The organism is Kribbella sp. NPDC056951 (genome assembly GCF_042674205.1).
Taxonomy (GTDB): Bacteria; Actinomycetota; Actinomycetes; order Propionibacteriales; family Kribbellaceae; genus Kribbella; species Kribbella yunnanensis.
Window position 1 is genome coordinate 390,114 of record NZ_JBHUQZ010000006.1, and the last position, 25,477, is coordinate 415,590.

Below are 25,477 nucleotides of genomic sequence, written 5' to 3' on the forward strand. Positions count from 1 at the left end.
GTCAGTAGTGGACACCTTCCGCTACTGGCCACGCGTCCGATCGTTCGGTCAGCCCAGCAGACCTAGTCGTTGCGCGGCCGCACCGGCGGCGAAGCGGGTCGGCGCGTCGACGAACTCCATGATGGCGGCGATGTGACGACGTACTGTGCGCACGCTGAGCTGCAGGTGACGCGCGATTGCGTCGTCTTTGAGGCCGTGGACCAGTAGGCGGAGCACTTCGCGTTCGGTGCCACCTAGGCCCTTGGTCTGCGTCTGCACGACTGGTGTGGCGGACTCCCACAGCTGGTCGTAGTACTGCGTCAGCGCAGCCACTAGCGGCGCTGAGCGGACCAGGAGCGCGCCAGTGCTACCGCCACCGGCCAGACCGACCAGGGCGAAGTGGTCGTCGATGATGGCCATCCGAGTGGGCAGATTCCGGACTGTGCGAACCTCGACGCCCGCACTGATCGCAAGGTGCGCGCCGTGCTCGGCCAGATACTCCGGTGTGCACAGCTCACGGAACTGCATGCCACTGCACTGACCGTTGAGCGGCGACGGCAGCGCCGCCGGAGGGCCCTCGTCAGTGAGGATGGAGCGGTACGTGCACTGGACGGTGTGGATCGACGTCGTCCAGCGGGCAGTCAGCTCGTCCGGATCGGTCAGCATCTGAGCCAGCACCGACGGCACCTGATCGGCGCGACGGTCGTGTAGCTGGAGCTGATGCATCTCGGCGGCTGCGACGTAGCCCTGCAAGAGGCGGTCGTGCTGCTTGGTGAGCTCGTGGTGGACCTGAGTGAGCAGTCCGGTCACGGCGATCAACGGATCGACGGCACGCAGCAGTACGACGTCCGGTCCGTGCTGCAGGTAGGCCAGGTGCCGACTGAGCAGCTCCTGGTCGATCGGGTCCTCCGGATACGCCACCCGGGCACCTGCGTGTGTCAGGTCCAGGTAGGCATCGGCCACCTCATCGGGGAGCAGCTCGCGAACGAGCTTCTCGTGTTCGGACAAGTCCTGCGGCTGCCGGCTGAAGCCGGCCGTGACTCCTGCAACCACGGCGACATCCCCCACCACGATCGGCCACCAGGGCGGATGGCCTTCTTGTCGTGAAGTTACCATCCGGCACCCCAGCAAAGGTAGTTATCTTTCGTAAACTGCCGGTGTCATCTCTCACTCGCCTGTGGTGCTTTTACCACCTTCCATCGTTAGAACGCTGAGTTTTTCTGACGCAGGGCATAGACCAGCGCCCAGTCCTGGTCGTTGGCGAGCGGGTCCGCGACGTGCGCCGGCTGCCCGTTCACACAACTCGGGTAGACGAACGCACAGGTCGCCGTACCGTCCGGTGCGAAGTTGACGAGGTTCGCGCGCAGGATGGCATCTGCCGCAGCGTCTAACCAGGCTGCCTGCGTCTCCGTGACCAGCTCGCGCGGCCAAGCGTCGTACACGGCCGCACTGAGCACAGACCAGTAGTGCGGGAAGACGTCACCCCAGAGCCGCAGTCGTCCGAACCAGTAGCCGTCCCAGTGCCGAATCGGTACGTGTCGCAGCCGTACGTCGGGCTGGTCGGCGGCGAACGCGGTCAGCCACGGCAGTCGGCGGCTGAGTTCGGCAGCGTCGATCTGGTCGGGTGCAATCCGGTACGCCGCGACCAGGAGCTCGAGGAGCGGCGCGACCATAGATTGTTCGTAATTCACCTCGTGAGGCGGCAGCTCGTCGCCGTACTGGAGAAACGTGCGCGCATGCCGGACTAGATGGTCATGTAGTCCCAGCTCGGTCAGTAACGGTCCTAGATCGAAGGCGAGGAAGTGGTCGCCGCCCAGCTCGTAGTACCGGTTGAGGATGCGTACGGCACCGTCCCGGTCGCCCTGGCCCAGCAGGAACCGTGCGAACCACGGGAAGTTGTAGAGCCGCACCTCGCCGCGATGCTCGCTGTCTTCCTGGACCGTGCCGTCCTCGTCGACCAGATAGTCGTGGACGAAGCGCTCATACCCAGCCAGTGCTTCGTCGAGCTCGCCACGGTCGCCCCAGCCGCGATCTCGGACCTCCTGGAGCAGTAGCGCCATGCCGATGCGCTCGCGGCCGTCGGACCAGTCCCGCCAGTCGTTGGCCTGCACAGTCAGTCCGCTGTCGACGTCGTACGGGACGAAGGCGTACTGGCGACTGTCCGTCAGCTCCGGACGACGCTGGTGATCCAGGACGAACCGCACACGACGCTCTGCGATCACACGCAGCGGCTCGTGGAACAGCAACGCGATCCGCGCACCATCGGCCTCGACATACCTCAGGCCGGGCTGGGCACCGGTGACGGAGCCATGGCCATGTACTTCGATCGTCTCCCCCACCTCGGCTGCCAATCGGTCCGCAGCGAGCCGTGGCTGCCGATCGGCGTGAAACGCGGGCAGGTCGTCGTACCAACCGAGCTGCCAGGTCCACCGGTACGACGCGCCCGGGGCGAGCGTGATCTGCGGCTGACCGCCCATGGCGTGCGGTGCGCGTGCGTGGTCGGTGACGTGCAGGTAGAGGTGGCCGCGGGTATTGCTGCCACTGCTGTGCTCACGGGACTCGACGGAGTACGCCCAGAGCTCGCCCTCTTTGAGCTGGAGCCCCAGACCGGGACCACTGCCGTCCATCGGAACCGCCCAGACCCAGGAGTCCGCTCCACCGGTCCACACGTGTGCATGGAGCGCACCGGTGAGGCTCTCGCGACTCGAGCGGTACACGTCGCGGTACGGCGTACTGATCGCCAGGGAACCGATCTCTACCGGCTCAGCGGTCGGATTGCGGAGTTCGTAGGTCTCAGTCCAGCGGTCGCCGAAGCGGCGGCCGACCCGAAGCTCCAGGTCGCCCAGCTGGTACAGGAGGTCGACTCCGGTGCTTCGCCAGCGCATCAGCGCCGGCTGGTCGAAGCGGTGGCTGCCGCGGTCGGTGATGACGAAACCCTTGCCCCAGACGCGCTGGAGCACCTCACGGCCGTCTGGGTGCAGGACCTGCGCGACGGCGCCGTCGTCGGCGATCTGAACCGTCCCGGGACCGAATCCGAAAGATTCCACAATTCCCCAACCTACTGATGTCGAGGACCGCCGGATGGCTTCGTCCCCCTGATGAGAACACCAACCGGAAGGACTCGAAATGACCCCCGAAGAAATCTCCACGATCCTCGCCAAGCCCTACTCCCAGCAGCTGCTGAACGGCCCCGAGCCGGCCCGGTTCGCCTACGACGGCCTGGACGGCGACCCGCGGGTGGTCCCGATCGGGTTCTGGATGGAGGGCGGCAAGCTGCTCATCGCGACCGTGCCGAAGTCGGCCAAGGTCGCCGCGCTGAAGAAGAACCCGAAGGTCGCCCTGACCATCGACAAGGGCGCCTTCCCGCCCAAGGTGCTGCTGCTGCGCGGCACGGCCGAGGTCGAGCTCGTCCAGGGCATCCCGGAGGGCTACCTGGTCGCCGGTCACAAGGTGATGACCGACGACCAGTACGTCGACTGGGTGGCCGGCGTGAAGGGCCTCTACACCGAGATGACCGTCATCACGGTGACGCTGACCTGGGCCAAGCTGCTGGACTTCGAGACCACCATCCCGAAGGCCGTCGAGGACCTGATCAAGGAGAAGACGAGCGCCTAGATGGCCAGGCTGAACGCGAGTAGTCCGGTTCCGGTGGCGTTGGTAATCGCCGGCCCTGTCTTCAGGTGTCCCTGGTAGACGAGTGCGGTCGCACCGGTCGGCGTACCGGACAGGGACAGCTTGAGCGAGCCGTCGGCTTGGTAGACCACCGAGGTGACCGTGACGGTGGAGCCGACCAGGCGGAAGTCAGCGCCCACTCCGGCATCCACTGTCAGCGGGTCAGCCGACCGGAGCTTCACAGTGAGGGTCGTACCGCTCTTGGTGACGCTGGCCGGGTTCGGCGGAGCCACACCGGCCGACGGGCCGCCGTACAGGTCTCTAGCCAGTACGGCGAACGTCTGGTCGCCCATCTCGCGGTAGCCATCGGCGTAGGCGTAGTGGCAGCCGTCGTGGCCGGGCAGGGCGGTCGTCGACAGCAGCGTGACGTTGTGGGTGTCACCGAGCTTGCGCTGCGCGTCGCGGAGGTTGATGTTCGTGGTGTTGTTACAGGGCGACGTGCGGACCTGGTAGACGAAGTACTTCGCAGTGGTCATCTCGGTTCGCCAGTCCGCCAGCAGTGAGGTGAAGCCGGAGACGTGGACTGAGGCGTTGTCGCTCTCCGCTTCGCCCTGGTACCAGAGCACGCCCTTGACCCGGCTGAGCACTCCAGACGCCTGCAGGCGGCTACGCAGCCGTCCGTAGTTGGTGGAGAGGTCGTTCGGGGTGGTGTCGTTGCGCTGGAAGAAGCTGACCGGCTTCCCGCCGTGAGAGCCGTTGAACAGCGCCACGGGGACGCCGTACGTGTCGACGATCCGACGGCCCATCCGGATCGCCCACTGGCCGGCCGAGCCGGACTGCTGCGTCACGTCGCCGGTCGCGTAGTGCCAGACCCGGTCGGCGCCGGAGATACCCGCTTCGGCGTTCGAGCTGCCGTAGCTCCTCAGGTAGGGCGATTCCTCGACGTTCGCGGCACCTGTGCGTTTGGCCGCCTCAGCGTTCGATTGGCCTTGTACGACGTAGACATCACCGGAGACGATGCCGGTGCGCCTGGCCACGACCCGGTCGACTCCGGGCCCGGTGGCTCTCAGCTCGAACGTGTAGTCCCATAGGCCCGCCAGGATGCGCGGTGTGAACCGGAAGGGCGCTGAGGCTGGCGCTGTGAAGGTCTGCGTCTCGCCGTTGCCGGTGACACGCAGCTCGACCTGATCCACCCCGGCACCAGTGACTTCACCGGCCACTGCGGGGTTCGCACCGTTCTGAGCGTCGCGCGGAATCAGCTTCAGGTCCTGGGGCATCTCGGTCAGCTTCACCAGCGACGGGCGGGCGTAGACGGTCAGCTTGCGCTGCGTGTACGACGCCGCGTTGTCGGTCAGCGTCCAGTCGGGCGCCCCACTGGTGTTGGTACCGATGCCGAGTGCCAGGACCTTACCGGCCGCTTCGGAGAACCTGTTGATCGATAGCACCGGCTTGGCAGGCACGGTCGACGGCTTGGTCGCACCGATCTGGTGGATCTGGAATGTGCCGTGGCCGATCACCGTCGTCGGGCTGTCATCAGCGTCGTACGTGGTCGCCGAGGCGTTGGGGACCTGGCCGCTGGCGGAACCGCTGTACTGGTTCGGCCACATCTCGATGTAGCCGGTCTGACCGGTTCCGGTCGTCACGCCGGCCACATTGGACGCGACCTCGAGGTCGCCGACCTGCTGCCGGAAGAGCTGACCGGTGGACGTCTGCAGGCCCAGCCCCTTCGCATCGCTGGTGAACGGCGCCATCGCCGTCCACACCCACTGAGCGCCCTTCGGGCCGTTCAGCTCGAGGCAGTAGCCGACCCGATCGAAGTTGGAGCCGATCGCCGCGGTGTTGTTCACCGTGTACGGCGGCGTCGTGTTGAGCCAGTTCGCGGACGTGGGCAGGTTGATCTGGAGAGCCGTGGTGTATCCGGCGGCGGCTGCGTCGCAACCGGCGGCCTGGGTATCGGCCGACGCGGGGCTGACGCCGAGAGCTGCGATGGCGGCGAGGACTGTGCTGACTATGGCAAGCGAGGACCGAGGCATGGCGGGACCTCCGACAGAGGGGCGATGTCGACTACGGGCGTCGGAAACCTACCACTGGACCACGATTGCCGGGGGAATCCTTCGCGCGCCTTAAAGTTTGTTCGCCGCCCGGATGACCTCGACCATATCGGCCATCATCCCGGTCAGGTCGTAGTCCTTCGGGGTGTAGACGGCCGCCACACCGGACGCCAGCAGCGCCCTCGCGTCAGCGTCCGGCACGATGCCGCCGACGACCACCGGCACGTCTTCGAGACCCGCCTCGCGCAGACCTGCCACGACAGCCGGCACCAGCTCCATGTGCGAGCCGGACAGGATCGACAACCCGACACAGTGCACGTCCTCGGCCACTGCGGCCGCCACGATCTGCTCGGGCGTCAGGCGGATGCCCTGGTAGATCACCTCGAAGCCGACGTCACGGGCCCGGACTGCGACCTGCTCGGCGCCGTTCGAGTGACCGTCCAGCCCAGGCTTGCCGACCAGGAACCGCAGCCGGCCGCCCAACTCGCTTGAGGTCTCGGCCACCTTCTCCCGGACCGCTGCGATCGCCTCACCACCGGCGGACACCCCCACCGATCCGGACACGCCGGTCGGCGCACGGTACTCGCCGAACATCTCCCGCAGTACGCCGGACCACTCGCCCGTGGTCACCCCGGCCCGGACGCACTCGAGCGTTGCGGGCATCAGGTTGTCGGTGCCCTTCGCGGTCTCACGCAGCTTCGTCAGAGCGGTCTCAACCGCCTGCTGGTCCCGCTGCGACCGCCACTCGCGCAGAGAGGTCAGAGCGGCCTGTTCGGCGGCCGGGTCGACGGTCTGGATCGCAGTGTCCAGGTCAGCGGTCAGCGGCGACGGCTCGGTGTTCTCGAACTTGTTGACGCCAACGACGACCTGCTCACCGGACTCGATCCGCTGCCAGCGCTCCGCGTGTGAACCGACCAGAGCGCTCTTCAGATAGCCACTCTCCACGGCCACGACCGCACCGCCCATCGCCTGCACGCGGTCGATCTCCTCGCGCGCCCCGGCGACCAGCTCATCCACCTTGGCCGCGATGACATGCGAGCCGTCGAAGATGTCGTCGTACTCGAGCAGGTCGGACTCGTACGCAAGCACCTGCTGCATCCGGAGCGACCACTGCTGGTCCCACGGCCTTGGGAGGCCGAGTGCCTCGTTCCACGCCGGCAATTGCACCGCACGCGCCCGGGCGTTCTTGGACAGAGTGACTCCGAGCATCTCCAGCACGATCCGCTGCACGTTGTTCTCAGGCTGCGCCTCGGTGAGACCGAGCGAGTTGACCTGGACGCCGTACCGGAGTCGTCGCGCCTTGGGGTCCGTGATGCCGTAGCGCTCCAGCGTCAGCTCGTCCCACAGCTGGACGAACGCACGCATCTTGCACATCTCCTCGATGAACCGCACACCAGAGTTCACGAAGAAGGAGATGCGCTGCACGACATCACCGAAACGCTCCGGATCGACCTGTCCGCCGTCTCGCACCCGATCCAGTACGGCGATCGCCGTGGAGAGCGCGAACGCGAGCTCCTGCACCGGAGTAGCCCCGGCCTCTTGCAGGTGGTAGCTGCAGATGTTGATCGGGTTCCACTTGGGCACGTTCGCGACCGTGTAGGCGATCAGGTCGGTAGTCAGCCGCAGCGACGCGTCCGGCGGGAACGCGTACGTGCCACGGGACAGGTACTCCTTGACGATGTCGTTCTGCGTCGTACCGGTCAGCTCCGACGGCAGCGCGCCCTGCTCCTGCGCCGCGACCTGGTACAGCGCGAGCAACCACATGGCCGGCGCGTTGATCGTCATCGACGTGTTCATCTGCGCCAGCGGAATCTGATCGAACAGCGCCCGCACATCCCCCAGATGCGCCACCGGCACCCCGACCTTGCCGACCTCCCCCTTGGCCAGCGGATGGTCGGCGTCGTACCCGGTCTGCGTCGGCAGATCGAACGCCACCGACAACCCCGTCTGCCCCTTGGCCAGGTTCCGCCGGAACAGCGCGTTCGACTCCGCCGCGGACGAGTGCCCCGCGTACGTCCGCATCACCCACGGCCGGTCCCGCTCACCAGTCGTCATGTACCCGAGAGTAGGACTGTGTGAGCTTGTGAGTCGCCCCCTCGTGACTCGTGTCACCAGGGGGCTAGGTCACATTCAGGGTCACATTAGGCAGTCATCGGCAGGGGTGTGCGCTCCACGTGCAGGATGCGGTGCAGGCGGGTGACCGCCAGGATGCGCACCACGGACGGGAGGGGGTGCCACAGGACGAGCTGACGGCCCAGGAGCTGGGTGCGGCGATGGGTCGCCACCAGGAGACCCAGGCCGGTCGCGTCGACCGCGTCCACGGCTTCCAGATCGACGATCACGTCGCCTGACGAGGTGTCGATCAGCTGGTTGAGAGTCTGCCGGACGTCGCCTACCGAGCGGACGTCCAGGATGCCGGTCAGATGTATGACGTTGTCATGGGTCGGTGCGTTCATGTCCGTGCCCTCCACTCGTCCGGCGGCCCCCGAGTGATCGGCCGCTGAGTGCGCGTGTGTTCGTAAAGACTCCCTGGAGACACGGAAGGTTGCCAAGGCTTCACGAGATTTTGTTTCGGGACAGAATGGGGTATGTGTTCGCCGAGCGGTATTTCCTGTTCCCCGTCGTGGCCCTCGCCTTCGCCGGGGTGATGGTGCTGCTCTGCCGGTGGGCGTTCTCGAAGTCGAGACGCGGTTCGCTGGTCCGCCGGGTCGACGACCGCCCGGCCGAGCGGGACTCCTTCGGCCTGCTGATCGACGTACGGACCGAGAACAGCCACAACGAGGCCCGGATCACGGTCTCGAAGCTGAAGGACTTCGGCATCAAGGCCACGACTGCCCGCACCAAGGACGGGTGGACCGTCTACGTCTGGCCCAAGGACGAGGCCGCTGCGCGCGGGCTCCTAGATACCCATTAGCGCCGGCTGCCGTCCGTCGCTGTTGCTCCGACGTGTGGGACCGGGCGGAACGCGGCGGCCTGGTGCCGGGTGAGCTCGTGCAGGGTGCGGAAGATCTGCGCTTGCGGTGACTGCCCTGGGTCCAGTACGTCGAACGACAGGATCTGCTTGTCTTCGTCGTACGTGATCAGCAGGGTGTGGTCGTAGAGCGCGAAGTCGCGCGGAATGATCAGAGCGGGGTAGTTCCGCCGGTAGTCCGAGACGGTGATCCAGTAGCTCGCGACATCCCCGGTGTGCTGCCAGTAGAACGCCAGCAGTTCCTCGTCAGCGAGATCGCGTTCCATCTGCTCGGCCTCGTCGTCGTCGATCACGAACAGGCGGGTCTTGAACTTCATCCGCTTGCTCTTCAGCTCCTGCAGATACGCCGTCGCGCCGCTCTCCTGGTACCACCGAAGAGTGTTGCGCTGGATCCCTTCGTAACCGTCCGAGTGCTCGACGGCGCTGCGCAGATACCCGAGGTAGGCGGCCGGGCCGACGTACGGGATGTTGCGGAAGTTGTCACTCATCGAGGACCTGATCAGCTTCGAGAGTGCGTCGTTGTGCCGCGGGCAGCTGGTCAGCATGCCGAGCGCGGTCTCCTGGTAGTCGATGCGCTCGGTCAGCGCGCCCAGGCTCGCGTTGAGGCGGCCGAGCTCCTCGAGCGAGTTGGACGTCGCCGACAGCAGCTGCCGGAACAGCTCGAAGATCCAGCCGCCGAGCGTGCCGACGATCACCGCGAGCACGTGGCTGGGCAGCTGCCGGGCTGTGAAGGCGTTGTTGGCGCCTGCCGAGAACAGCAGGATCGCTTCCAAGGTGAGCGTGCCGACGAGCGCCGAGCCCGCCAGACGCTTCGGATCGACGGACTGGATCACTGTCTTCGCCCCGGCGGACGCTGCCATGGTGTCCCCCACCCTTTGTCCTGCGTCACATGGTGCGGCCGGGTCGCAGCTGTGTGCAACACGATTCGGCGCGTGAGGGACAATGGCCCCGATGACGCTGACCGAGATGTTGCCGGGGACGACCGAGCCTGACGAGCTGTACGACGCGTTCGCGCGGTGGGTGGCGGAGCAGGGGATCTCGTTGTACCCGGCGCAGGAAGAGGCGTTGATCGAGGTGATGACCGGATCGAACGTGATCCTGTCCACCCCGACCGGGTCCGGGAAGAGCCTGGTCGCGACCGGCTCGCACTTCGCCGCGCTCGCGCACGGGAAGCGGACGTTCTACACGGCGCCGATCAAGGCGCTGGTGTCGGAGAAGTTCTTCGCGCTGTGCGACGTGTTCGGCGCGGACAAGGTCGGGATGCTGACCGGCGACGCGTCGGTGAACGCGGGCGCGCCGATCATCTGCTGTACGGCGGAGGTCCTGGCGAACGTCGCGTTGCGCGAGGGCGCGGCCGCCGATGTCGGTCAAGTGGTGATGGACGAGTTCCATTTCTACTCCGAGCCGGATCGCGGCTGGGCGTGGCAGGTGCCGTTGCTCGAGTTGCCGCACGCGCAGTTCATCCTGATGTCCGCGACCCTCGGTGATGTCGAGCGGTTCAAGATCGACCTGTCCCGCCGTACCGGCCAGCCGACTGCGATCGTCTCGTCGGGTGAACGCCCGGTTCCGCTGATCTACAAGTACGTCACGTCACCGCTGCACGAGACGCTCGCCGAACTGCTGGTCACCCACCAGGCCCCGGTCTACGTCGTCCACTTCACCCAGGCGTCAGCACTGGAACGCGCTCAGGCGCTGACCAGCATCAATGTCTGCACGAAGGAGGAGAAGGACAAGATCAAGGAGCTGATCGGGCATTTCCGGTTCGGCTCCGGCTTCGGCAGGACACTGCAGCGGCTCATCATGCACGGCATCGGCGTCCACCACGCCGGCATGCTCCCGAAGTACCGGCGGCTCGTCGAGCAGCTCGCGCAGGCGGGGCTGCTGAAGGTCATCTGCGGGACGGACACGCTCGGGGTCGGTATCAACGTGCCGATCCGGACGGTGCTGCTGACCGCGCTCAGCAAATACGACGGGCGCCGGCAGCGCATCCTCAAGGCGCGTGAGTTCCACCAGATCGCGGGCCGGGCGGGTCGCGCGGGATACGACACGTCGGGCACGGTCGTCGTACAGGCGCCTGATCACGTGGTCGAGAACGTCAAGCTGCTCGCGAAGGCCGGTGACGACCCGAAGAAGCAGCGCCGGGTCCAGCGCAAGAAGCCGCCGGAGGGTTTCGTCACCTGGGGCGAAGACACCTTCGACCGGCTCGTCGCCGCCGACCCCGAACCGCTGCAGTCGCGGATGCGGGTCAACCACGCCATGCTGCTGAACGTGATCGCCCGCGACGGCGACGCGTTCGCGAGCATGCGGCACCTGCTGCAGGACAACCACGAGGACACCAAACAGCAGCGACACCTGATCCGCCGCGCGATCCAGATCTACCGCACGCTGGTGACCGCGGGCGTGGTCGAGCGGCTGCCGGAGCCCGACGAGTTCGGCCGGTCGCTGCGACTGACGGTGGATCTGCAGAAGGACTTCTCGCTCAACCAGCCGCTGTCGACGTTCGCCCTGGCCGCGCTCGACCTGCTCGACCCCGAGGACCCGCTGTACGCGCTCGATGTGGTCTCTGTGGTCGAGGCGACTCTTGAGGACCCGCGCGCGATCCTGATGGCGCAGCTGCACCACGCCAAGGGCGAAGCCATCCAGGGCATGAAGGCCGACGGGATCGAGTACGACGAGCGGATGGAACTGCTCGAGGAGATCAGCTGGCCGAAACCCCTCGAAGAGTTGCTCGAGGCAACTTTGGAGATCTACCGGCAGACACACCCGTGGATCGCCGAGGCCGGACTGTCGCCGAAGTCCGTCGTACGGGACATGTTCGAGCGGGCGATGACGTTTGGCGAATACATCCAGTACTACGGCCTCGCGCGCTCCGAGGGCATCGTCCTGCGCTACCTGAGCGACGCCTACAAGGCACTGCGCCAGACAGTCCCACCGGACAAGGCGAACGAGGACCTCACCGACCTGATCGAGTGGCTCGGCGAGGTCGTCCGCCAGACCGACTCCAGCCTCCTCGACGAGTGGGAAGAACTCACCAACCCGATCACCGAAGAGGTCGAGGTCACCCCCGTCGGCCCGCGCCGCATCACCCTCAACACCCGCGCCTTCCGCGTCCTCGTCCGCAACGCCGTCTTCCGCCGCGTCGAACTGGTAGCCCGCCACCGCTGGGCCGAACTGGGCCAACTCGACACCGACTCCGGCTGGGACGCCGCCCGCTGGGCCGAAGCCGGTACGACGTACTACGCCGAACACGACACCGTCAGCACCGGCCCCGCCGCCCGCGGTCCCGCCCTCTTCCTGGTCGAAGAACACCCCGGCTACTGGGAAGTCCAGCAAATCATCGACGACCCCGAAGGCAACCACGACTGGCGCATCACGGCCTCCGTAGACCTCACCGCCTCCGACGAAGCCGGCGAACTGATCCTCGAAATGGTCTCCTTCAAACCGCTCTGACGGCTGCGTTCAACCGAAAGGATGAACCAGGAGTAGCTGTTCGGCGCGGAGAAGAACCGGCTGATGGACGCGGGAGCCGGTCCTGGACGGCGACGATCTCTGAGTAAGGGATTCCATCAGAGAGGACCGCTCATCATGAACGATCGAGGACTCGGCCGCCGGACGATTCTCGGGGCCGGCGCCGGGCTGGGTGCGGCCGCCGTACTCGGATCGGCCGGCCCGGCCACGGCCGCAGGTGGGCCTGAGGAGACGCGCTCGCTCGATGAGTTGTACCGCGCCGCGGTCGCCGAAACCGGCAAGCTGGTGATCTACGCGGGTGGCGACACCGCCACTCAGCAGAACTTCATGGCGGCCGCCTTCCGGGCCAGGTTCCCCGAGATCGATCTGACCGTTGTCGTCGACTACAGCAAGTTCCACGACGTCCGCATCGACAACCAGTTCGCCACCGGGACACTGGTGCCGGATGTCGCGCAACTGCAGACCGTCCAGAACTTCGACCGCTGGAACCGCGAAGGCCGCCTGCTGCGCTACAAGCCCGCCGGGTTCGGGCGGGTCCACAACAGCTTCAAGGACCGCGACGGTGCCTGGACCGCGATTGCCGTGTACAGCTTCAGTTTCTCGTACGACGCCGAGGCGGCCGGCGCGGACGCGCCCCGCACCCCGAAGGACCTGACCGATCCGCGCTGGCGCGGGCGGATCGCATCGGCGTACCCGAACGACGATGACGCCACGCTCTACCTCTTCAAGCGGTACGCCGAGACGTACGGCTGGGCGTGGATCGCCGAGCTGGCCCAGCAGCAGCTCGCCTTCGGCCGTGGCAGCGACACACCGGCGAAGGCACTCGCGGCGAGGGAGAAGGTGGTCGGTGTCGGGGGCTCCGGCGATCCGCGCGGTACCGGGCGGGTGCGCTGGATCGTGCCGGCGAGCGATCCGTTCATGGCCTGGGGGCAGCGGGCCGCGATCTTCGCCGCGGGCAAGAACCGGGCCGCCGCCAAGCTCTACCTCAACTGGCAGCTCAGCCAGGCGGTGCAGCAGACCGCCTACAACGGATGGTCGGTCCGGACCGATGTTGCTCCCGGCACCGGCCTGCGGCCGATCTGGACCTATCGCAACGCCACCCTGGACGGATTTCCCGCTTTCATGGCCGACCGTGCCGAGGTCGAGCGGTGGCGCCAGACGTTCAGCCTGTACTTCGGTGAGGTGACCGGCCTCCCGAGCCCCGGCTGGCTGGGTCTGCACCCAGGGCGCTGACCGATCCCGATGTTGGCAGCCGCCGTTAGACTCGGCCAGCAGAATCCTCGACGGCAGGAGGCTGACGTGTCCCGGAGCGCGGTGTCCCGCTTGGAGATCGCCATGCATGTGGCGTTCGGGCTGATCGTCGTCGGGTCGTTGGTCCGCCTGTTCAGCATCGACAGTCCGTTGTGCCACCGGGTGCTGGTGCTGAGCGTCCTGCTGTCCGGCGGCTATGCCCTGACGGTCCGGGGCGGGCACCGGCTCGGCAGCTGGCAGCCGGTGCTGATCGCAGCGATCGCGGCCGTTTGGTTGCTGGTGGCAATGACCCTGCCGGCCTCGTACGCCGCGGTCTACGCGTGGCTGACGATTCCACTGGCCTGCCTGATCCTGCGCGCTCTCCCACCGAGACCGGCGATCATCGCCATCAGTATCCTCACCGGCCTGCTCGTGGTCACGATGTTCCGCCGGTCCGGCAACTTCGAGCTCTTCCTCCCGCCGGCCGCCGCGATCCTGGCGACCGTCGCCCTGTACGCCGGTCAGCAACGGGACACCGCCGCGCGGCAGCAACTGATCGACGACCTCGCGGCCACCCGCGACCAGTTGGCCGAGCAGCAGCGCGAGGCGGGAGCATCGGCCGAGCGAGCCCGGCTGGCCCGCGAGATCCATGACACCCTCACCCAGGAGCTGGCGGGCAGCCGGATGCTTCTGCAGGCGGCGGATCGGGACTGGGATGCGGATCCGGCCAGGGCACGACAGCGGATGCGGGATGTCGCCGAGACGCTGGGCGACAACGTCGTACAGGCTCGGCGGTTGATCGCTGACCTGACCCCGGCGGAGCTGGCGGACGGTAGCCTGCCGGCGGCGTTGGCCGAGCTGTGCAGGCGGGAGCAGCAGTACGGCGCAACAGTCGAGCTCAAGGTGACGGGTGATCCGCGACCGATCGGCCCGGAGCTCGAGACGGCCCTGCTGCGAACCGCGCAGGGCGCCTTGGCGAACGTCCGGGACCACGCGGCCGCGGACCGGATCCAGGTCGTCCTCGACTGGCGTCTCGCGTCCGTGCAGCTGGAGGTCCGCGACAACGGCACCGGCCTCACCTCCGATGCCGGCGTGAATCGCGGCTACGGCCTGCCGGGGTTGCGGGAGCGGCTCGGCCACCTGGGCGGCACGCTGAGCCTCCAGAGCACTCCCGGAAGCGGTACGGCGCTGACCGCCGACATCCCGTTCGGCTACGCCGCCGAGGCGTCGGCCGGATGAGGGTGCTACTGGTCGACGACCACAAGGTCGTTCGTGCCGGACTGCGGGCGCTGCTCGAAGGCGAACCCGGCTTCGAGGTGGTCGGCGAGACCGGTGACGGTGCGGAAGCGATCACGCTGGTGCTCGATCTGCGGCCCGATCTCGTCCTGATGGATCTGCGGCTGGAGAAGGGCGCGATCGACGGCGTCGAGGCGACCCGCCGGATCGCCGCCGTCGCGCCGCAGGCGAAGGTCGTCGTCCTGACCAGCCACGGGACCCGCACGGATATCGCGCTGGCCCTCGCGGCCGGTGCGCGGGGCTACGTCCTCAAGGCAGGTCCACCCGACGAGCTGTTCCGTGCGCTCCGAACCGCCGGTGGTGGCGGTACCGGCATCGCTCAGGAGGCGATCGGTCTGCTCGTGGACGAGGCGATCGCTCCCAGTTCCGAGCTGAGTGACCGCGAGATCGGTGTTCTGCGACTGCTGTCCCTCGGCCACAGCAATCGCGAGATCGCGGCGGACCTGTTGCTCAGCGAAGCGACGGTGAAGACCCACCTGGTCCGCATCTACCGGAAACTCGGCGCCGCGAACCGCGCCGCCGCCGTCACCGAAGCCGTCCGCCGGGGTCTTGTCACCCCCGGCTGACCGCGACTACTTCGCCGGCCAAGGGATGTCGACCTCGACCTCGGCTTCGTAGTCGATGCCTGGTACGTCGAAGCCGTAGAGCTTGCGGATCTCGGTGAAGAACCAGGTGGTGTCGGCTACTTGGGTGAGGTTTTCCTGGGTGACGGATTGCCAGGCGGTGTGGACTTCGGACTGGGCTTCGGGGGTTAGTTCCCAGCGGTCGAGGCGGATGCGGTTGTCGTCGTCGAGGTCGTAGGGGGCGGCGCCCGTGAGTTGGGTCCAGAGGTTGATGGACTGCTCGATGGGGGTCTGCATGGTGTCGCCGAGGGTTTTGTGCAGGAGGCTGGTGTAGAGGCCGATGCCGGGGATGGCGGAGGAAGCTTGGGTGACGGCGGCGCCGTTGACGGAGGTGTAGGCGCTGAGGCCGTCCTTGGCGAGGGTGATAGCGGTCTGCTCGAGGTCGGCCTTGGCGGTGCCGATGGAGCCTTGGCGGTAGATGGCGCTGGTGATGTCGGAGCCGATGTAGGTGAGGGCCACGGTGTTGAAGCCCTCGTTCAGCAGACCGCGGTCCTGGAGGGCGGTGATCCAGCGGGCCCAGTCTTCGCCGCCCATCACCTTGACGGTCTGGGCGAGGTCGTCATCCGTCGCCGGGTCGACCGTGACCTCGGTCAGTTGCGGTTCGGTGCCGTCGTACGCGAGGGACTTGGTCGTGTACGGCGCTCCGATCGTCTTGAGCGCGGATTGGTACGTCTCGCCGGTGCGCGGGTCGGTTCGGCGTGGGGCGGCGACGCTGTAGATCAGGTGGTCGATACCGCCGAAGCGCTCGGCGATCAGGTCGAGCACCTCGGTCTTGGTGGTGTCGGCGAAGGCGTCGGCATTCACGAAGGTGAAGTCCCGCCCGAGCTCAGCAGCCAACCGAGCGGTCTCGGCTGTGCGGTACCAGCCGGCCGACGCCGTCCGACGGGCGGTCGCGTCCTTCTCGAAGGCGATCCCGACGCCGTCGATCCCGAACTGCGCGAGCCCGGCGATCGTGGTCGCCAGCCCGTAACCCGCGCTGGAACCGATCACCAGGGCCACCCGGCGCTCCGCCGTACGTGGCTCGACGGAAGCGGCCAGCTCTCTGACCACCTGCACACATCCCGCCGGATGTGAGTCCAGGAACAGGAAACCTCGGCCGACTGGCTTGACCACGCGCTCACTCATGCCAGGACCCTAACCCGCCGAACGAAGCTATCGGCCAGGAGTTCCAGAAGAGTGCCGAAAGAACGCGTGCTCAGTTCCAGTACAGTTCCGCGTCGTCCGGCTCGACGGTGACGTCGGCGCCGAGGCGACGGAGGTTGCCGGCGAAGTCGGTGTAGCCGCGATGTACGTGGTGCGCGGCGGAGACCAGGGTCTCGCCCTCGGCGGCCAGGCCGGCCAGGACGAGGGCGGCGCCGGCGCGGATGTCGGAGGCGACGACGGGGGCTCCGGAGAGCCGCGGGACGCCGCGGACGACGGCGTGGTGACCGTCGGTCTGGATCTGGGCGCCGAGGCGGGTGAGCTCCTGGGCGAATGTGAAGCGGCCCTCGAACAGGTTCTCGGTGACCATCGCGGCGCCGTCACTCAGCGCGTTCAGCGCGATCACGAACGCCTGCAGGTCGGTGGCGAAGCCGGGGTACGGCAGCGTGACCACATCGACCGGCTTCGGTCGCTCGTTCATCCGGACCCGGAAGCCGGGGTTCAGCACCTCGATCTCGGCGCCGGCCTTGTGCAGCTTGTCGAGCGGCAGTTCGAGGTGCTCGGCGTGACCATTCGTGATCGTCACATCACCACGAGTGATGGCAGCCGCGAATGCCCAGCTACCACTAACGATCCGGTCCGGTACGACGACGTGCTCGACCGGCTTGAGCAGTCCGCTGACACCGGTGATCTCGATCCGCGGTGAGCCCGCACCGTCGATCTGGGCGCCCATGGAGACCAGCAGCGCCGCGATGTCCTGGATCTCGGGCTCACGGGCGGCGTTCTCGATCACCGTCGTGCCACGGGCCAGAACAGCGGCCATCATGATCGTCTCGGTCGCCCCGACGCTCGGGAAGTCCAGCCAGACCTCAGCGCCGTGCAGCCCCTGCGGGGCCTCGGCAATCACGAACCCGTGCTCGATGTGCACCTTGGCGCCCATCGCCTCCAGGCCGGCCACGTGCATGTTCAGGCCGCGGGAGCCGATGTTGTCCCCACCGGGCAGAGCGACCTCGGCCCGGCCGCAGCGGCCCAGCAGCGGTCCCAGCACCGAGATGGAGGCCCGGAGCTTGCGCACCAGGTCGTAGTCGCACTGGTAGCCGATCTCAGCCGGTACGGCGATCGTCGCGAGTCCGGCCTCCGCATCCACGGTGACCGAGCAGCCCAGGGTGTCCAGCAGTTGCGCCATGAAGGTGACGTCCAGGATGCCGGGCACCTGCCGCAGCGTCGTCGTCCCCTCCGCCAGCAGCGCCGCCGCCATCAGCTTGAGGACGCTGTTCTTCGCCCCAGCCACCTCCACAGCTCCCTCGAGCCGTGCCTCACCCGCGATCCGAAACCGTTCCACTGGTCGACTGTAGCGTTTAGACGGAGCGACCTTTGCGTAGAGTCCCTGCCATGGCTGTGAACTTGACGCGGATCTACACCCGCACCGGTGACGCAGGCGAGACCCGCCTGGGCGACAACTCGACCACTTCGAAGACGGACCCGCGACTGGCGGCATACGGCGACGTGGACGAAGCGAACTCGGCGATCGGGGTCGCCATCGCGGCCGGGCACCTGAACAGCACCCTGGTGTTGCTGCTGACCAGGATCCAGAACGACCTGTTCGACGTCGGTGCGGACCTGTGCAACCCGATCACGCCGAACCCGGCCTACGAGCCCCTGCGGATCACCCAGGAGTACATCGACCGCCTCGAAGGCTGGTGCGACGAGTACAACGCGCGCCTCACCAAGCTGCGCTCGTTCATCCTGCCCGGCGGCGCCGTCGGCGCCGCTCACCTGAACGTCGCCCGGACGGTGGTCCGGCGGGCCGAGCGCACCGCGTGGGCCGCCGTCGAAGCGCACGGCCCGGCTGTGAACCTGCTGGCCATCACCTACCTGAACCGGCTGTCCGACCTGCTGTTCATCCTGGGCCGCGTCGCCAACCTGTCCTCCGGCGGCGACGTCCTCTGGGTTCCCGGCGGCGAGCGGACCTCTTAAGACAGCTGCCAGTTGAGCGGCATCCGGAGCAGTCCGGCCGGTGGGAGACCCAGCGCGGTGTAGAGCCCACTGGTCAGGCCGTCCAGCGTCAGCGGCTGCGCTGTGACGGCCAGATCGTCCGTAGTGGTCGGTGCCCGGAGCTGGTCGAGCAGATTGCGGTGCGGGACGGTGGCGAGCTGGATGTTGTCGCGGTCGAGCCCAGCGCGGTCGCAGGCCAGCGTCAGCGCGTGCTGGAAGCCCCCGAGCTCGTCGACCAGCTTCCGCTCGAACGCGTCCGCACCGGTCCACACCCGACCACGTGCGAGCGCCTCAAGCTTCTCCTCCGGCAGTCCGCGGTCCAGCGCGGCCTTGGCAACGAAGTCCTGGTAGATCCGGTCGAGAGTCTCCTCCAGCCGATCCCACTGGTCGTCGCTGAACTCCTCCTGAGCGGAGAACATCCGCGCGTTCTCCCCCTCGGACACCGCCTGCTGCGAGATCCCGATCCGCGCGAGTGCATCCCGTACGACGCCCTTGCCCGTCAGCACGCCGATCGACCCGGTGATGGTGCCGGGCTGCGCGACGATCACATCGGCCGGCATTGCGACGAAGTACCCGCCTGATGCGGCCACACTGCCCATCGACGCGATCACCGGCTTCCCGGTGGACCGCAGGCGCAGAACCTCGTTGCGGATCGCGTCAGAAGCGACGTACGAGCCGCCTGGGCTGTCCACTCGCAGCACGACGGCTTTGACCTTGTCGTCGTCCGCAACCGCGCGCAGTGCCGCGCCGACCGTGTCCGAGCCCGATCCAGGCCCGCCGAGCGGACTGTTCGCGTTCCGGCCGACCGTGATGCCGCCAGAGACTCGCACGACCGCAACCACCGGCTTCGGTGGCCACGGGAGTCGCCGCTGCAGCTCATCCAGGTTCCGCGGCCCACGCCGTACGTAGCGCTCAGCCAGCAGCCTGGTGGTCTCGCCGAGCGTCTTCTCCAGCTCGTCGTACACATCCGACCGGTAGCCGAGTCGATCGACCAGTCCGGCCTCCAGAGCGGCCTGTGCAGGCAGAGGCGCGCTGTCGATCAACTCACGAACCCGCTCCGGCGACAGCCGACGCCGTACGGCGATTCCGTCGACGATCTGCTCGTACGCCGACTCTGCCAGCCGCGAGGCCATCTCGCGCGCCGGACCGGTCATCTGCTTCTCGGTGAACGTGTCGGCGGCGGTCTTGTACTCACGCCGCTTCCCGAACTGCGGAATCACCCCGGCCTTGTCCAGCGCCCCACGAATGAAAACCGCCTGCATGGTGACACCGGTGATCCCGAGCTCACCCGACGGCTGCACCCAGACTTCGTCGAACGCGGTAGCGAGGTAGTAGGGCACAGTCCCGCCACCGGCCTCACCGAACGACTCGGTCCACGCGACCGCAGGCTTCCCCGACTCCCGGTAGTCCGCCAGTGCGTCCCGCAGGTCCTGCACCTGGGACAGCGACAACCGAGCGCCACCCAGATGCGCGACCAGACCGGCCACGGACTCGTCCCGTGCCGCCTTGCGCAGCGCTGCGACCAGCTCACGCAGCGTCGGCAGGTGCCGCGCGCGGAACGCGGCCACCGGCGAGGCGGGCGGCGTCTCGAGCACACCCCGAGTCAGATCCAGCTCCAGTAGAAGGCCCATACCTCGACCCTAGACCGCTCTGACAAACCTACGCAGACAAGCCCGACCTGGTGGCTCGTGGCCCCTCAACCGCGAGCCACCAGGAGTTCGGACTACTTCACTTCGTACGCCCGAGTGATCGTCTGGTCGACGCGGTTACCGGCTGCGTCCCGCGCCTGAGCCCGGAGCGTGACGAAGCCGGATGTCTGGTCGAGCGACGCCTTCCATCCACTGGCACCAGTGCGTCGTACCGGCACTGCCTGCCAGGTTTTGCCGTCGTCGAAGGACGCCGACAGTTGCAGGTCCACAATCGGCCGGACCGGCGCCTTGAACGCCGTCTGCACAGTCACCGGGAACTCGAACCGCCCTTGTGGTGCACGGTTCCGCTCGTCCAGCTGTGGCGAGTAGCGCACGTTCAGCAGCGGCAGTGCGGTGTCCACACCGTCTGGAGTCCGCTTGGACCGGAAGGTCCACTGTGAAGAGATCTCCGGTGACAGCTTGGTCCAGTTGCCCGCCCGCTTGGTCACCTTGGTCAGCTGGTACGTCGCCTCCTCCGCCGGGACCGCGAACGTCTGGATCCCGCGCGAATCGGACGCACCGATCTCCTGACCGTCACGGATCAGCGTGGTGCGCTCGGACTGGAGTATCGCGTCGCCCAACCGATTGGGCACACCATCCGCGAACGACGGCACGTAGATGCCCAGACTGTCGCCGTCCCGGGCCGACCAGGGCAGTGCGTCCCGACCGGGGTTACCGATCCGCGGATCCGGCAGGCTGGGTCCGAAGACACCACGCTGCCAGTCGACCCGCGTCGTACGGCCGGCCGGGTAGGACTGTGGCGCCGAGTCGACCAGGGTCAGGTACTCGTAGTTCCCCTCCGGCGTGTGCTGGTAGACCTCGTTGCTGAAGGACCACTGCACGTTCTTCGTCGAGTAGTACTCGTCCCGGCGGAACGGCAGGTTCATCCCGATCGCCGGTGTGAAGACGAACGCCGGTACCCAGTGGCCACTCGGGTCCCGCTGCGGCAGAGTCGGGAAGGTGTAATTGTTGAGGCGGTAGCCGGGCTCTCCGGCGTACGACGCGTCCACGTGCGCGTAGTCACGCGGATCGGTGATGACGGAGGGGTTGGCCGGGATCTGGCCAGGCCAGACTGCGGAGTCGTGGTAGAAGTACGGGCTGTCGAGGTACAGGTCTCCGCCGGGGTCCTGTCCGTCTGCCATGCCGGCCCAGGCGACATGGGCGTAGGCCGTGTACTTGTACGGCGCGACAGTCCGGTTCGGGACGACATACATGGTGGGTACGAAGTTCGCCGTACCGGCGTTGTCGACGCCGACGCCGCCGATGTAGTTCCCGTCGCCGACGGTCCGGGCGACGCCGATTCCGGTGGCTGCCGCGGTCGCGTCGGTGACCGGCTGCCGGACCGCGAGCTTGCGGGCCTGGCGGCCGTCAAGAGTGATCGGGCCGGACGCACCGACCACCAGGTTGGGCTCGGTGAAGTAGGTGACCTCACTGAATCCGGCGCCGTTGTCGTTCACGGTCGCGGTGTAGCCGTCGACGATGTAGTGGCCGGACGGGAGCTTTACCGACTCCCCCGCCGCGACGGAGTACATCGCCAGCCGGTCCACGTCGATCAGGTAGGTGCTGGACACGTGCTTGTCGTCGTTGACCGCCGGTGCGCCGTTCCGGTCGAGCATCTGCACCTTGTGGTCGTAGGTGGTGATCTCCTTGCCCACACCGACGTTGGTGCGGACCGTCTGGCCATTGCCGGTGGCAACCAGCCAGGCGCCGTACGCACCCTCGGCCTCCGGCCCGGAGGTGTCTGCGGTGACGTCGACCGTCGCACTGCCGTGTGGCGGGACCTCAAGCGAGGAGGTGCTCAGTTTGAACAGCTTGGCGCCGTTGAGCTTGAGTGACAGGCGCACCGGCTCCGCACTGCTGTTGAAGTAGGTCACCGGCTTGGTGACGGGCTTGTCGTCGTTGTGCGGCGCAGTCTGCAGTCCCAGGTTCAGGCTGCTCGGCATGGCCAGCACGGGCTGCTTGAGCGCCGCTGCGACGTCCACCCGACCTGCACCCTGGGTGTAGATGCTCTGGTCGCGCAGACCGAGTGCCGACCCCATGAGGGCCGACTTCAGCTGGGGCGCTTTCCAGTCCGGGTGTGCCTGCGCCAGCAGCGCAGCAGCGCAGCAGCAACGTGCGGTGCGGCCATCGAGGTGCCCGAGAGTTCGGCGTACGACGCATTGATCGCGACCGGATCGAGTGGCGTGTTCGCAGCCCGCGCAGCGACGATGCGACTGCCCGGTGCCGAGATGTCGGGTTTGACGGCCAGGTCTCCGACTCGCGGTCCCTGGCTGGAGAAGTCGCTGTGTCCGTCGGACTTGGTCACCGATGCGACGGCCAGTGCGGCATCTGCGGCGGCTGGTTCGGACACTGTCGACGCAGCGCCGAAGTTGCCAGCCGAGACGACGAACAGGGTGCCGGTGTCAGCAGACAGCTTGTTGAGCGTTTCGGAGAGGATGTCCGTCCCGTCGGACGGACCGCCGCCGATGCTCATGTTGACCACCCGCGCACCGGAGTTCGCGGCCCACTCCATGCCGGCGATGATGGCGGAGGTTTCGCAGTTGCGGCCGCCACAGATCTTGCCGATCATCAGGTCCGCGTCCGGTGCGACCCCGCGGTACTTGCCGGCCGAGGCGGCACCTGTGCCCGCCACAGTCGAAGCGGTGTGCGTACCGTGCCCCACGATGTCGAGCACGTCCTTGTCGTCATCGCTAGTGAAGCCCTTGGTCGCGATGACTCGGCCCTTGAAGTCCGGGTGGGTGGCGTCGTACCCGCTGTCGAGTACGGCGACCTTGACGCCCTTGCCGGTGAGTCCGGCCTGCCACGCGACCGGTGCGCCGATCTGTGCGGCACTGCGGTCCAGGTTCGGCGTCACACCGCCGTCCAGCAAGACCTTCTTCACCGTGCCGGCCAGTCCGGTGCGGCGCTTGGCCTGTGGGCTGTTCAGCCAGCTCCACCACAGGTCTGTGGCCTGAGTGCGTGTCTGACCGATCGCTACGGCGTCGATGATCGGCAGGTCGCGCTTGACCTCGGTCCCTTCCGGCAGTGCGCTCCGGACTGCGCGAGCGGTACCACTGGCGGCGTACTGGACGAGTAGTGGGAGCTTCGGCGCGGACTTGTCGTCCAGACCGAGTTCACCGAGCAGTGCAACGTCGAACAGCCTCGGGTCGACCACACCGGCGTTCACCAGCGGCATGGCGTCCAGCGGTACCACCAACTGCTTCTTGCCAAAGGCAAGCTTGTGGAATGCCATGCGGTCGCGGCCGGGACCGGGGCGGACATCGATGGGGACGACACCGGCATTGGTCCGCCGGGCGATCACCTTGTCGCCGGTCACCAGCGTGAAGCTCAGCGAGTTGTCAGCCGCCAGGGGCTCAGCGCCGACAGCATGCGGGACGGTCGAAGCCAGTACGACGAGTGACACGGCTACTGCGGTTGCGACAACTTTTCGGGGGCGGAATCTGGGCATAGGTCACCTCATTGGGAGGAGGGCAGGGCACAGCGCGGTGACGGCTCGGAGTGAGCCGCCACCGTTTCTGGGGAGAGGTCAGCGAATGGCGGTGGAGGGCGGGGTGGGGCGCTCGTCGGTCCAGCCGGACTCGAGGACGATGTCGGCGCCGCGCTTCATACCGAAGGTCTCCGAGGCGAGCAGCCGGCCGTGCACCGGATCGATGATGTAGTCCACCCGGCCCTCGCTGAACAGCGTGGGCTGCGCACTGGGCTCGGCACCGGGCTTGACCCGGCCGAAGTCGGTGATCAGCGAGATCCGCGTCCCGCTGCGGCCGAGCGGGTCCTTGACGTTCTGCTGGATCGTCACACCCGGGATCATCGACAACACCCGCAGTGCGGCGCCACGCAGCTTCGGCGGTGAGGGCGCCTCGAACAGCAGCCGCCCGGCCGCGGTGTACACGGAGTAGTCCCGCAGCTCTTCGGTTTCGGCGCCGGTCCCGCGGGCGAGAACCGCGCGCAGCTTCACCGGATCGGTAGGCAGGGCAGCGATCTGCTCTGCGGTCAGCGGCTTGTCGCCGGACAGGTAGTACCCGGGCGGCACGTCCTCGAAGGACATCTGGTTGACCACCGGCCTGGTCGGAGCGGCAGTGATCGGGTCCACCAGCTCACTCTGAACCCAGGACGTAGGTGAACCCTGCGCGCGCCACTTGGCCTCATCGCCGGGGGTCGCCGGCTTGTAGCCGAGCTCCACCCAGCCGAACCAGGAGCGGACTCCCGGCTTCATCGGCATCCAGCGCTCGGTGATGCTCTGCCGCTTCAGTGTGTACTTCGGACTGCCGACGCGAGTGCCGGTGTCGACATGCAGCGTCCGGACCAGGAAGTACTTGCCGGACACCTTCTCGTCGGCCTCCTGCTTCACCGCGGCAGCGATCAGCACCTCACTGGCGCTGGCCAGCCGAGGCGGCGTCAACGTAGCAGGTGCGACACCGACGTCGCCGCCGGAGCCAGGGCCCTGCAGTAGCGGTACACCCAGAGCCACCACTGTCACCACGGCAGTGGTCGCGGTGACGACACCACCGATCCAGCCGACCCGTGCCAGCGTGGATCGGCTGCGGTGCTTCTCCTCGTGGATGAGCGACTGCAGCTGCCGGCGTGCGGCGGCCGATGCCTCCGGGCTGGGCCCGTCATTCTCGGGGAAGGCCTTGCGGATCGACTCGAGCTCGTTCATCAGGAGTCAGCTCCTGTCGGATCGGTGTGGCCAAGAGATTCGCGGATGATGCGCCGGGCCCGGGACAACCGCGAGCAGACCGTGCCGTACGCGATTCCGAGTGCGGCGGCGACTTCGTCGTACGTGAGCTCGCCGAGGGCGACCAGCAACAGCACCTCGCGGTCCCTGGCGGAGACCTTGGCGAGTGCGGCGGCCAGCTCGCGGCTGACGCCCTCTGCGGTCACCTGCGCAGTCACTCGGTCCTCGTGACCACTGGTCGGTTCTGGGAGCGGGAGCTTGCTGGTCGCTCTCCAGGCCCGCACCTCGTTGCGCCGGTGCCGCCTGATCAGATTGGTCGCGATGCCGTACAGCCAGGCCCGCACGACTCCGTTGCGGCTGTTGAACCGCTCCCGCTGCCGGAACGCGATCAGGAACGTCTCCGCGGCCAGATCGTCGGCCAGATCGCTGCCGAGCCGCCTGGCGACGTACGAGTGCACCTGCCCGAAGTACTGGTCGAAGATGTGCGTGAACCGGTCAGGCTCCCGCACTGACGCCTCCAACACTCGACTGTCCTCGTCCGCCGAGCTGGGCGCAGCGTGCACCCGTCCCGGAAAGGCGATGGCTGCCAAGGCCCCGTCGGGCGTCATCGGACTCCTCACGTCTGCTGGGTCGCCGCCGATCGGCTCGCCCTGTTCTTGCCCGATGTCCCCAGACCCCTTCTCGTGACCCCCATCACACCTGCGTCAGCACAACGAGTGCCGGCGGGTAGACGCGCAGCCAGGGCCACC

The 25,477-nt window shown here is 67.4% G+C and carries 20 protein-coding genes; 7 read left to right on the forward strand and 13 right to left on the reverse strand.

Annotated features, from left to right (window positions below; all coding sequences use genetic code 11):
* Positions 1 to 48: 48 nt before the first annotated feature.
* Both ACFTSF_RS25095 and ACFTSF_RS25100 read right to left on the reverse strand, forming a co-directional pair.
* Positions 49 to 1,032: a LuxR C-terminal-related transcriptional regulator gene (locus ACFTSF_RS25095; protein WP_380156046.1), complete on the reverse strand. Its 984-nt coding sequence runs from the start codon at positions 1,030 to 1,032 to the stop codon at positions 49 to 51.
* Positions 1,033 to 1,181: 149 nt separating this feature from the next.
* Positions 1,182 to 3,026 (reverse strand): hypothetical protein, encoded by a 1,845-nt coding sequence (locus ACFTSF_RS25100; protein WP_380156047.1) that lies wholly within the window; start codon positions 3,024 to 3,026, stop codon positions 1,182 to 1,184.
* A 79-nt stretch (positions 3,027 to 3,105) separates the two neighbouring features.
* Between ACFTSF_RS25100 and ACFTSF_RS25105 the strand changes: the two genes are divergently transcribed.
* The gene (locus ACFTSF_RS25105) at positions 3,106 to 3,594 is read left to right on the forward strand and encodes a pyridoxamine 5'-phosphate oxidase family protein (protein ID WP_380156048.1); all 489 of its coding nucleotides are present in this window, start codon (positions 3,106 to 3,108) and stop codon (positions 3,592 to 3,594) included.
* On the opposite strand, the gene ACFTSF_RS25110 is transcribed toward ACFTSF_RS25105, so the two are convergent.
* The 3 genes from ACFTSF_RS25110 to ACFTSF_RS25120 all read right to left on the reverse strand — a co-directional run bounded on the left by ACFTSF_RS25110 (position 3,591) and on the right by ACFTSF_RS25120 (position 8,098).
* On the reverse strand, positions 3,591 to 5,624 hold the full coding sequence (locus tag ACFTSF_RS25110) for a sialate O-acetylesterase (protein ID WP_380156049.1): 2,034 nt from the start codon (positions 5,622 to 5,624) through the stop codon (positions 3,591 to 3,593). The genes ACFTSF_RS25105 and ACFTSF_RS25110 overlap by 4 nt on opposite strands.
* A gap of 90 nt (positions 5,625 to 5,714) precedes the next feature.
* The gene (locus tag ACFTSF_RS25115) at positions 5,715 to 7,697 is read right to left on the reverse strand and encodes a protein meaA (RefSeq protein ID WP_380156050.1); all 1,983 of its coding nucleotides are present in this window, start codon (positions 7,695 to 7,697) and stop codon (positions 5,715 to 5,717) included.
* A gap of 86 nt (positions 7,698 to 7,783) precedes the next feature.
* The gene (locus ACFTSF_RS25120) at positions 7,784 to 8,098 is read right to left on the reverse strand and encodes an STAS domain-containing protein (protein WP_344154784.1); all 315 of its coding nucleotides are present in this window, start codon (positions 8,096 to 8,098) and stop codon (positions 7,784 to 7,786) included.
* A gap of 134 nt (positions 8,099 to 8,232) precedes the next feature.
* Between ACFTSF_RS25120 and ACFTSF_RS25125 the strand changes: the two genes are divergently transcribed.
* Complete coding sequence (locus tag ACFTSF_RS25125; RefSeq protein ID WP_380156051.1) at positions 8,233 to 8,556, forward strand: hypothetical protein; 324 nt, start codon at positions 8,233 to 8,235, stop codon at positions 8,554 to 8,556.
* Here the strand turns inward: ACFTSF_RS25125 and ACFTSF_RS25130 are convergent.
* Positions 8,553 to 9,473, reverse strand: coding sequence for a hypothetical protein (locus ACFTSF_RS25130; RefSeq protein ID WP_380156052.1), 921 nt, complete (start codon positions 9,471 to 9,473; stop codon positions 8,553 to 8,555). The genes ACFTSF_RS25125 and ACFTSF_RS25130 overlap by 4 nt on opposite strands.
* An 82-nt stretch (positions 9,474 to 9,555) precedes the next feature.
* Here ACFTSF_RS25130 and ACFTSF_RS25135 point away from each other — a divergent pair, with 82 nt between their 5' ends.
* The 4 genes from ACFTSF_RS25135 (at position 9,556) to ACFTSF_RS25150 (ending at position 15,173) form a co-directional block, all read left to right on the forward strand.
* A complete protein-coding gene (locus ACFTSF_RS25135) occupies positions 9,556 to 12,063 on the forward strand; it encodes a DEAD/DEAH box helicase (protein WP_380156053.1) in 2,508 nt (835 codons plus the stop codon).
* A gap of 135 nt (positions 12,064 to 12,198) precedes the next feature.
* A complete protein-coding gene (locus ACFTSF_RS25140; RefSeq protein WP_380156054.1) occupies positions 12,199 to 13,314 on the forward strand; it encodes an ABC transporter substrate-binding protein in 1,116 nt (371 codons plus the stop codon).
* A 66-nt stretch (positions 13,315 to 13,380) separates the two neighbouring features.
* On the forward strand, positions 13,381 to 14,550 hold the full coding sequence (locus tag ACFTSF_RS25145) for a sensor histidine kinase (RefSeq protein WP_380156055.1): 1,170 nt from the start codon (positions 13,381 to 13,383) through the stop codon (positions 14,548 to 14,550).
* Positions 14,547 to 15,173: a response regulator transcription factor gene (locus tag ACFTSF_RS25150; RefSeq protein ID WP_380156056.1), complete on the forward strand. Its 627-nt coding sequence runs from the start codon at positions 14,547 to 14,549 to the stop codon at positions 15,171 to 15,173. Before ACFTSF_RS25145 ends, ACFTSF_RS25150 begins: the two co-directional genes overlap by 4 nt.
* Positions 15,174 to 15,179: 6 nt before the next feature.
* Here ACFTSF_RS25150 and fabV read toward each other — a convergent pair whose 3' ends face one another.
* Both fabV and murA read right to left on the reverse strand, forming a co-directional pair.
* Positions 15,180 to 16,355 carry an enoyl-[acyl-carrier-protein] reductase FabV gene (gene fabV / locus ACFTSF_RS25155; protein WP_380156057.1) on the reverse strand — a complete coding sequence of 392 codons (1,176 nt, stop codon included), beginning with the start codon at positions 16,353 to 16,355 and terminating at the stop codon, positions 15,180 to 15,182.
* A 70-nt stretch (positions 16,356 to 16,425) separates the two neighbouring features.
* Positions 16,426 to 17,712 (reverse strand): UDP-N-acetylglucosamine 1-carboxyvinyltransferase, encoded by a 1,287-nt coding sequence (gene murA, locus ACFTSF_RS25160; RefSeq protein WP_380156058.1) that lies wholly within the window; start codon positions 17,710 to 17,712, stop codon positions 16,426 to 16,428.
* A 50-nt stretch (positions 17,713 to 17,762) separates the two neighbouring features.
* On the opposite strand from murA, the gene ACFTSF_RS25165 reads away from it, so the two are divergent.
* Positions 17,763 to 18,347 (forward strand): cob(I)yrinic acid a,c-diamide adenosyltransferase, encoded by a 585-nt coding sequence (locus tag ACFTSF_RS25165; RefSeq protein WP_344154751.1) that lies wholly within the window; start codon positions 17,763 to 17,765, stop codon positions 18,345 to 18,347.
* Here the strand turns inward: ACFTSF_RS25165 and sppA are convergent.
* From sppA to ACFTSF_RS25190, 5 genes are all read right to left on the reverse strand, one after another.
* Complete coding sequence (gene sppA, locus ACFTSF_RS25170; RefSeq protein ID WP_380156059.1) at positions 18,344 to 19,996, reverse strand: signal peptide peptidase SppA; 1,653 nt, start codon at positions 19,994 to 19,996, stop codon at positions 18,344 to 18,346. The genes ACFTSF_RS25165 and sppA overlap by 4 nt on opposite strands.
* A 92-nt stretch (positions 19,997 to 20,088) precedes the next feature.
* On the reverse strand, positions 20,089 to 22,092 hold the full coding sequence (locus tag ACFTSF_RS25175; RefSeq protein WP_380156060.1) for a hypothetical protein: 2,004 nt from the start codon (positions 22,090 to 22,092) through the stop codon (positions 20,089 to 20,091).
* Positions 22,093 to 22,103: 11 nt separating this feature from the next.
* Positions 22,104 to 23,501 (reverse strand): S8 family serine peptidase, encoded by a 1,398-nt coding sequence (locus ACFTSF_RS25180; protein WP_380156061.1) that lies wholly within the window; start codon positions 23,499 to 23,501, stop codon positions 22,104 to 22,106.
* A gap of 78 nt (positions 23,502 to 23,579) precedes the next feature.
* Entirely contained in the window at positions 23,580 to 24,710 is a 1,131-nt protein-coding gene (locus tag ACFTSF_RS25185; protein ID WP_380156062.1) for a CU044_5270 family protein, read from the reverse strand.
* A complete protein-coding gene (locus ACFTSF_RS25190; protein ID WP_380156063.1) occupies positions 24,710 to 25,336 on the reverse strand; it encodes an RNA polymerase sigma factor in 627 nt (208 codons plus the stop codon). The genes ACFTSF_RS25185 and ACFTSF_RS25190 overlap by 1 nt, the downstream gene beginning before the upstream one ends.
* Positions 25,337 to 25,477 lie beyond the last annotated feature (141 nt).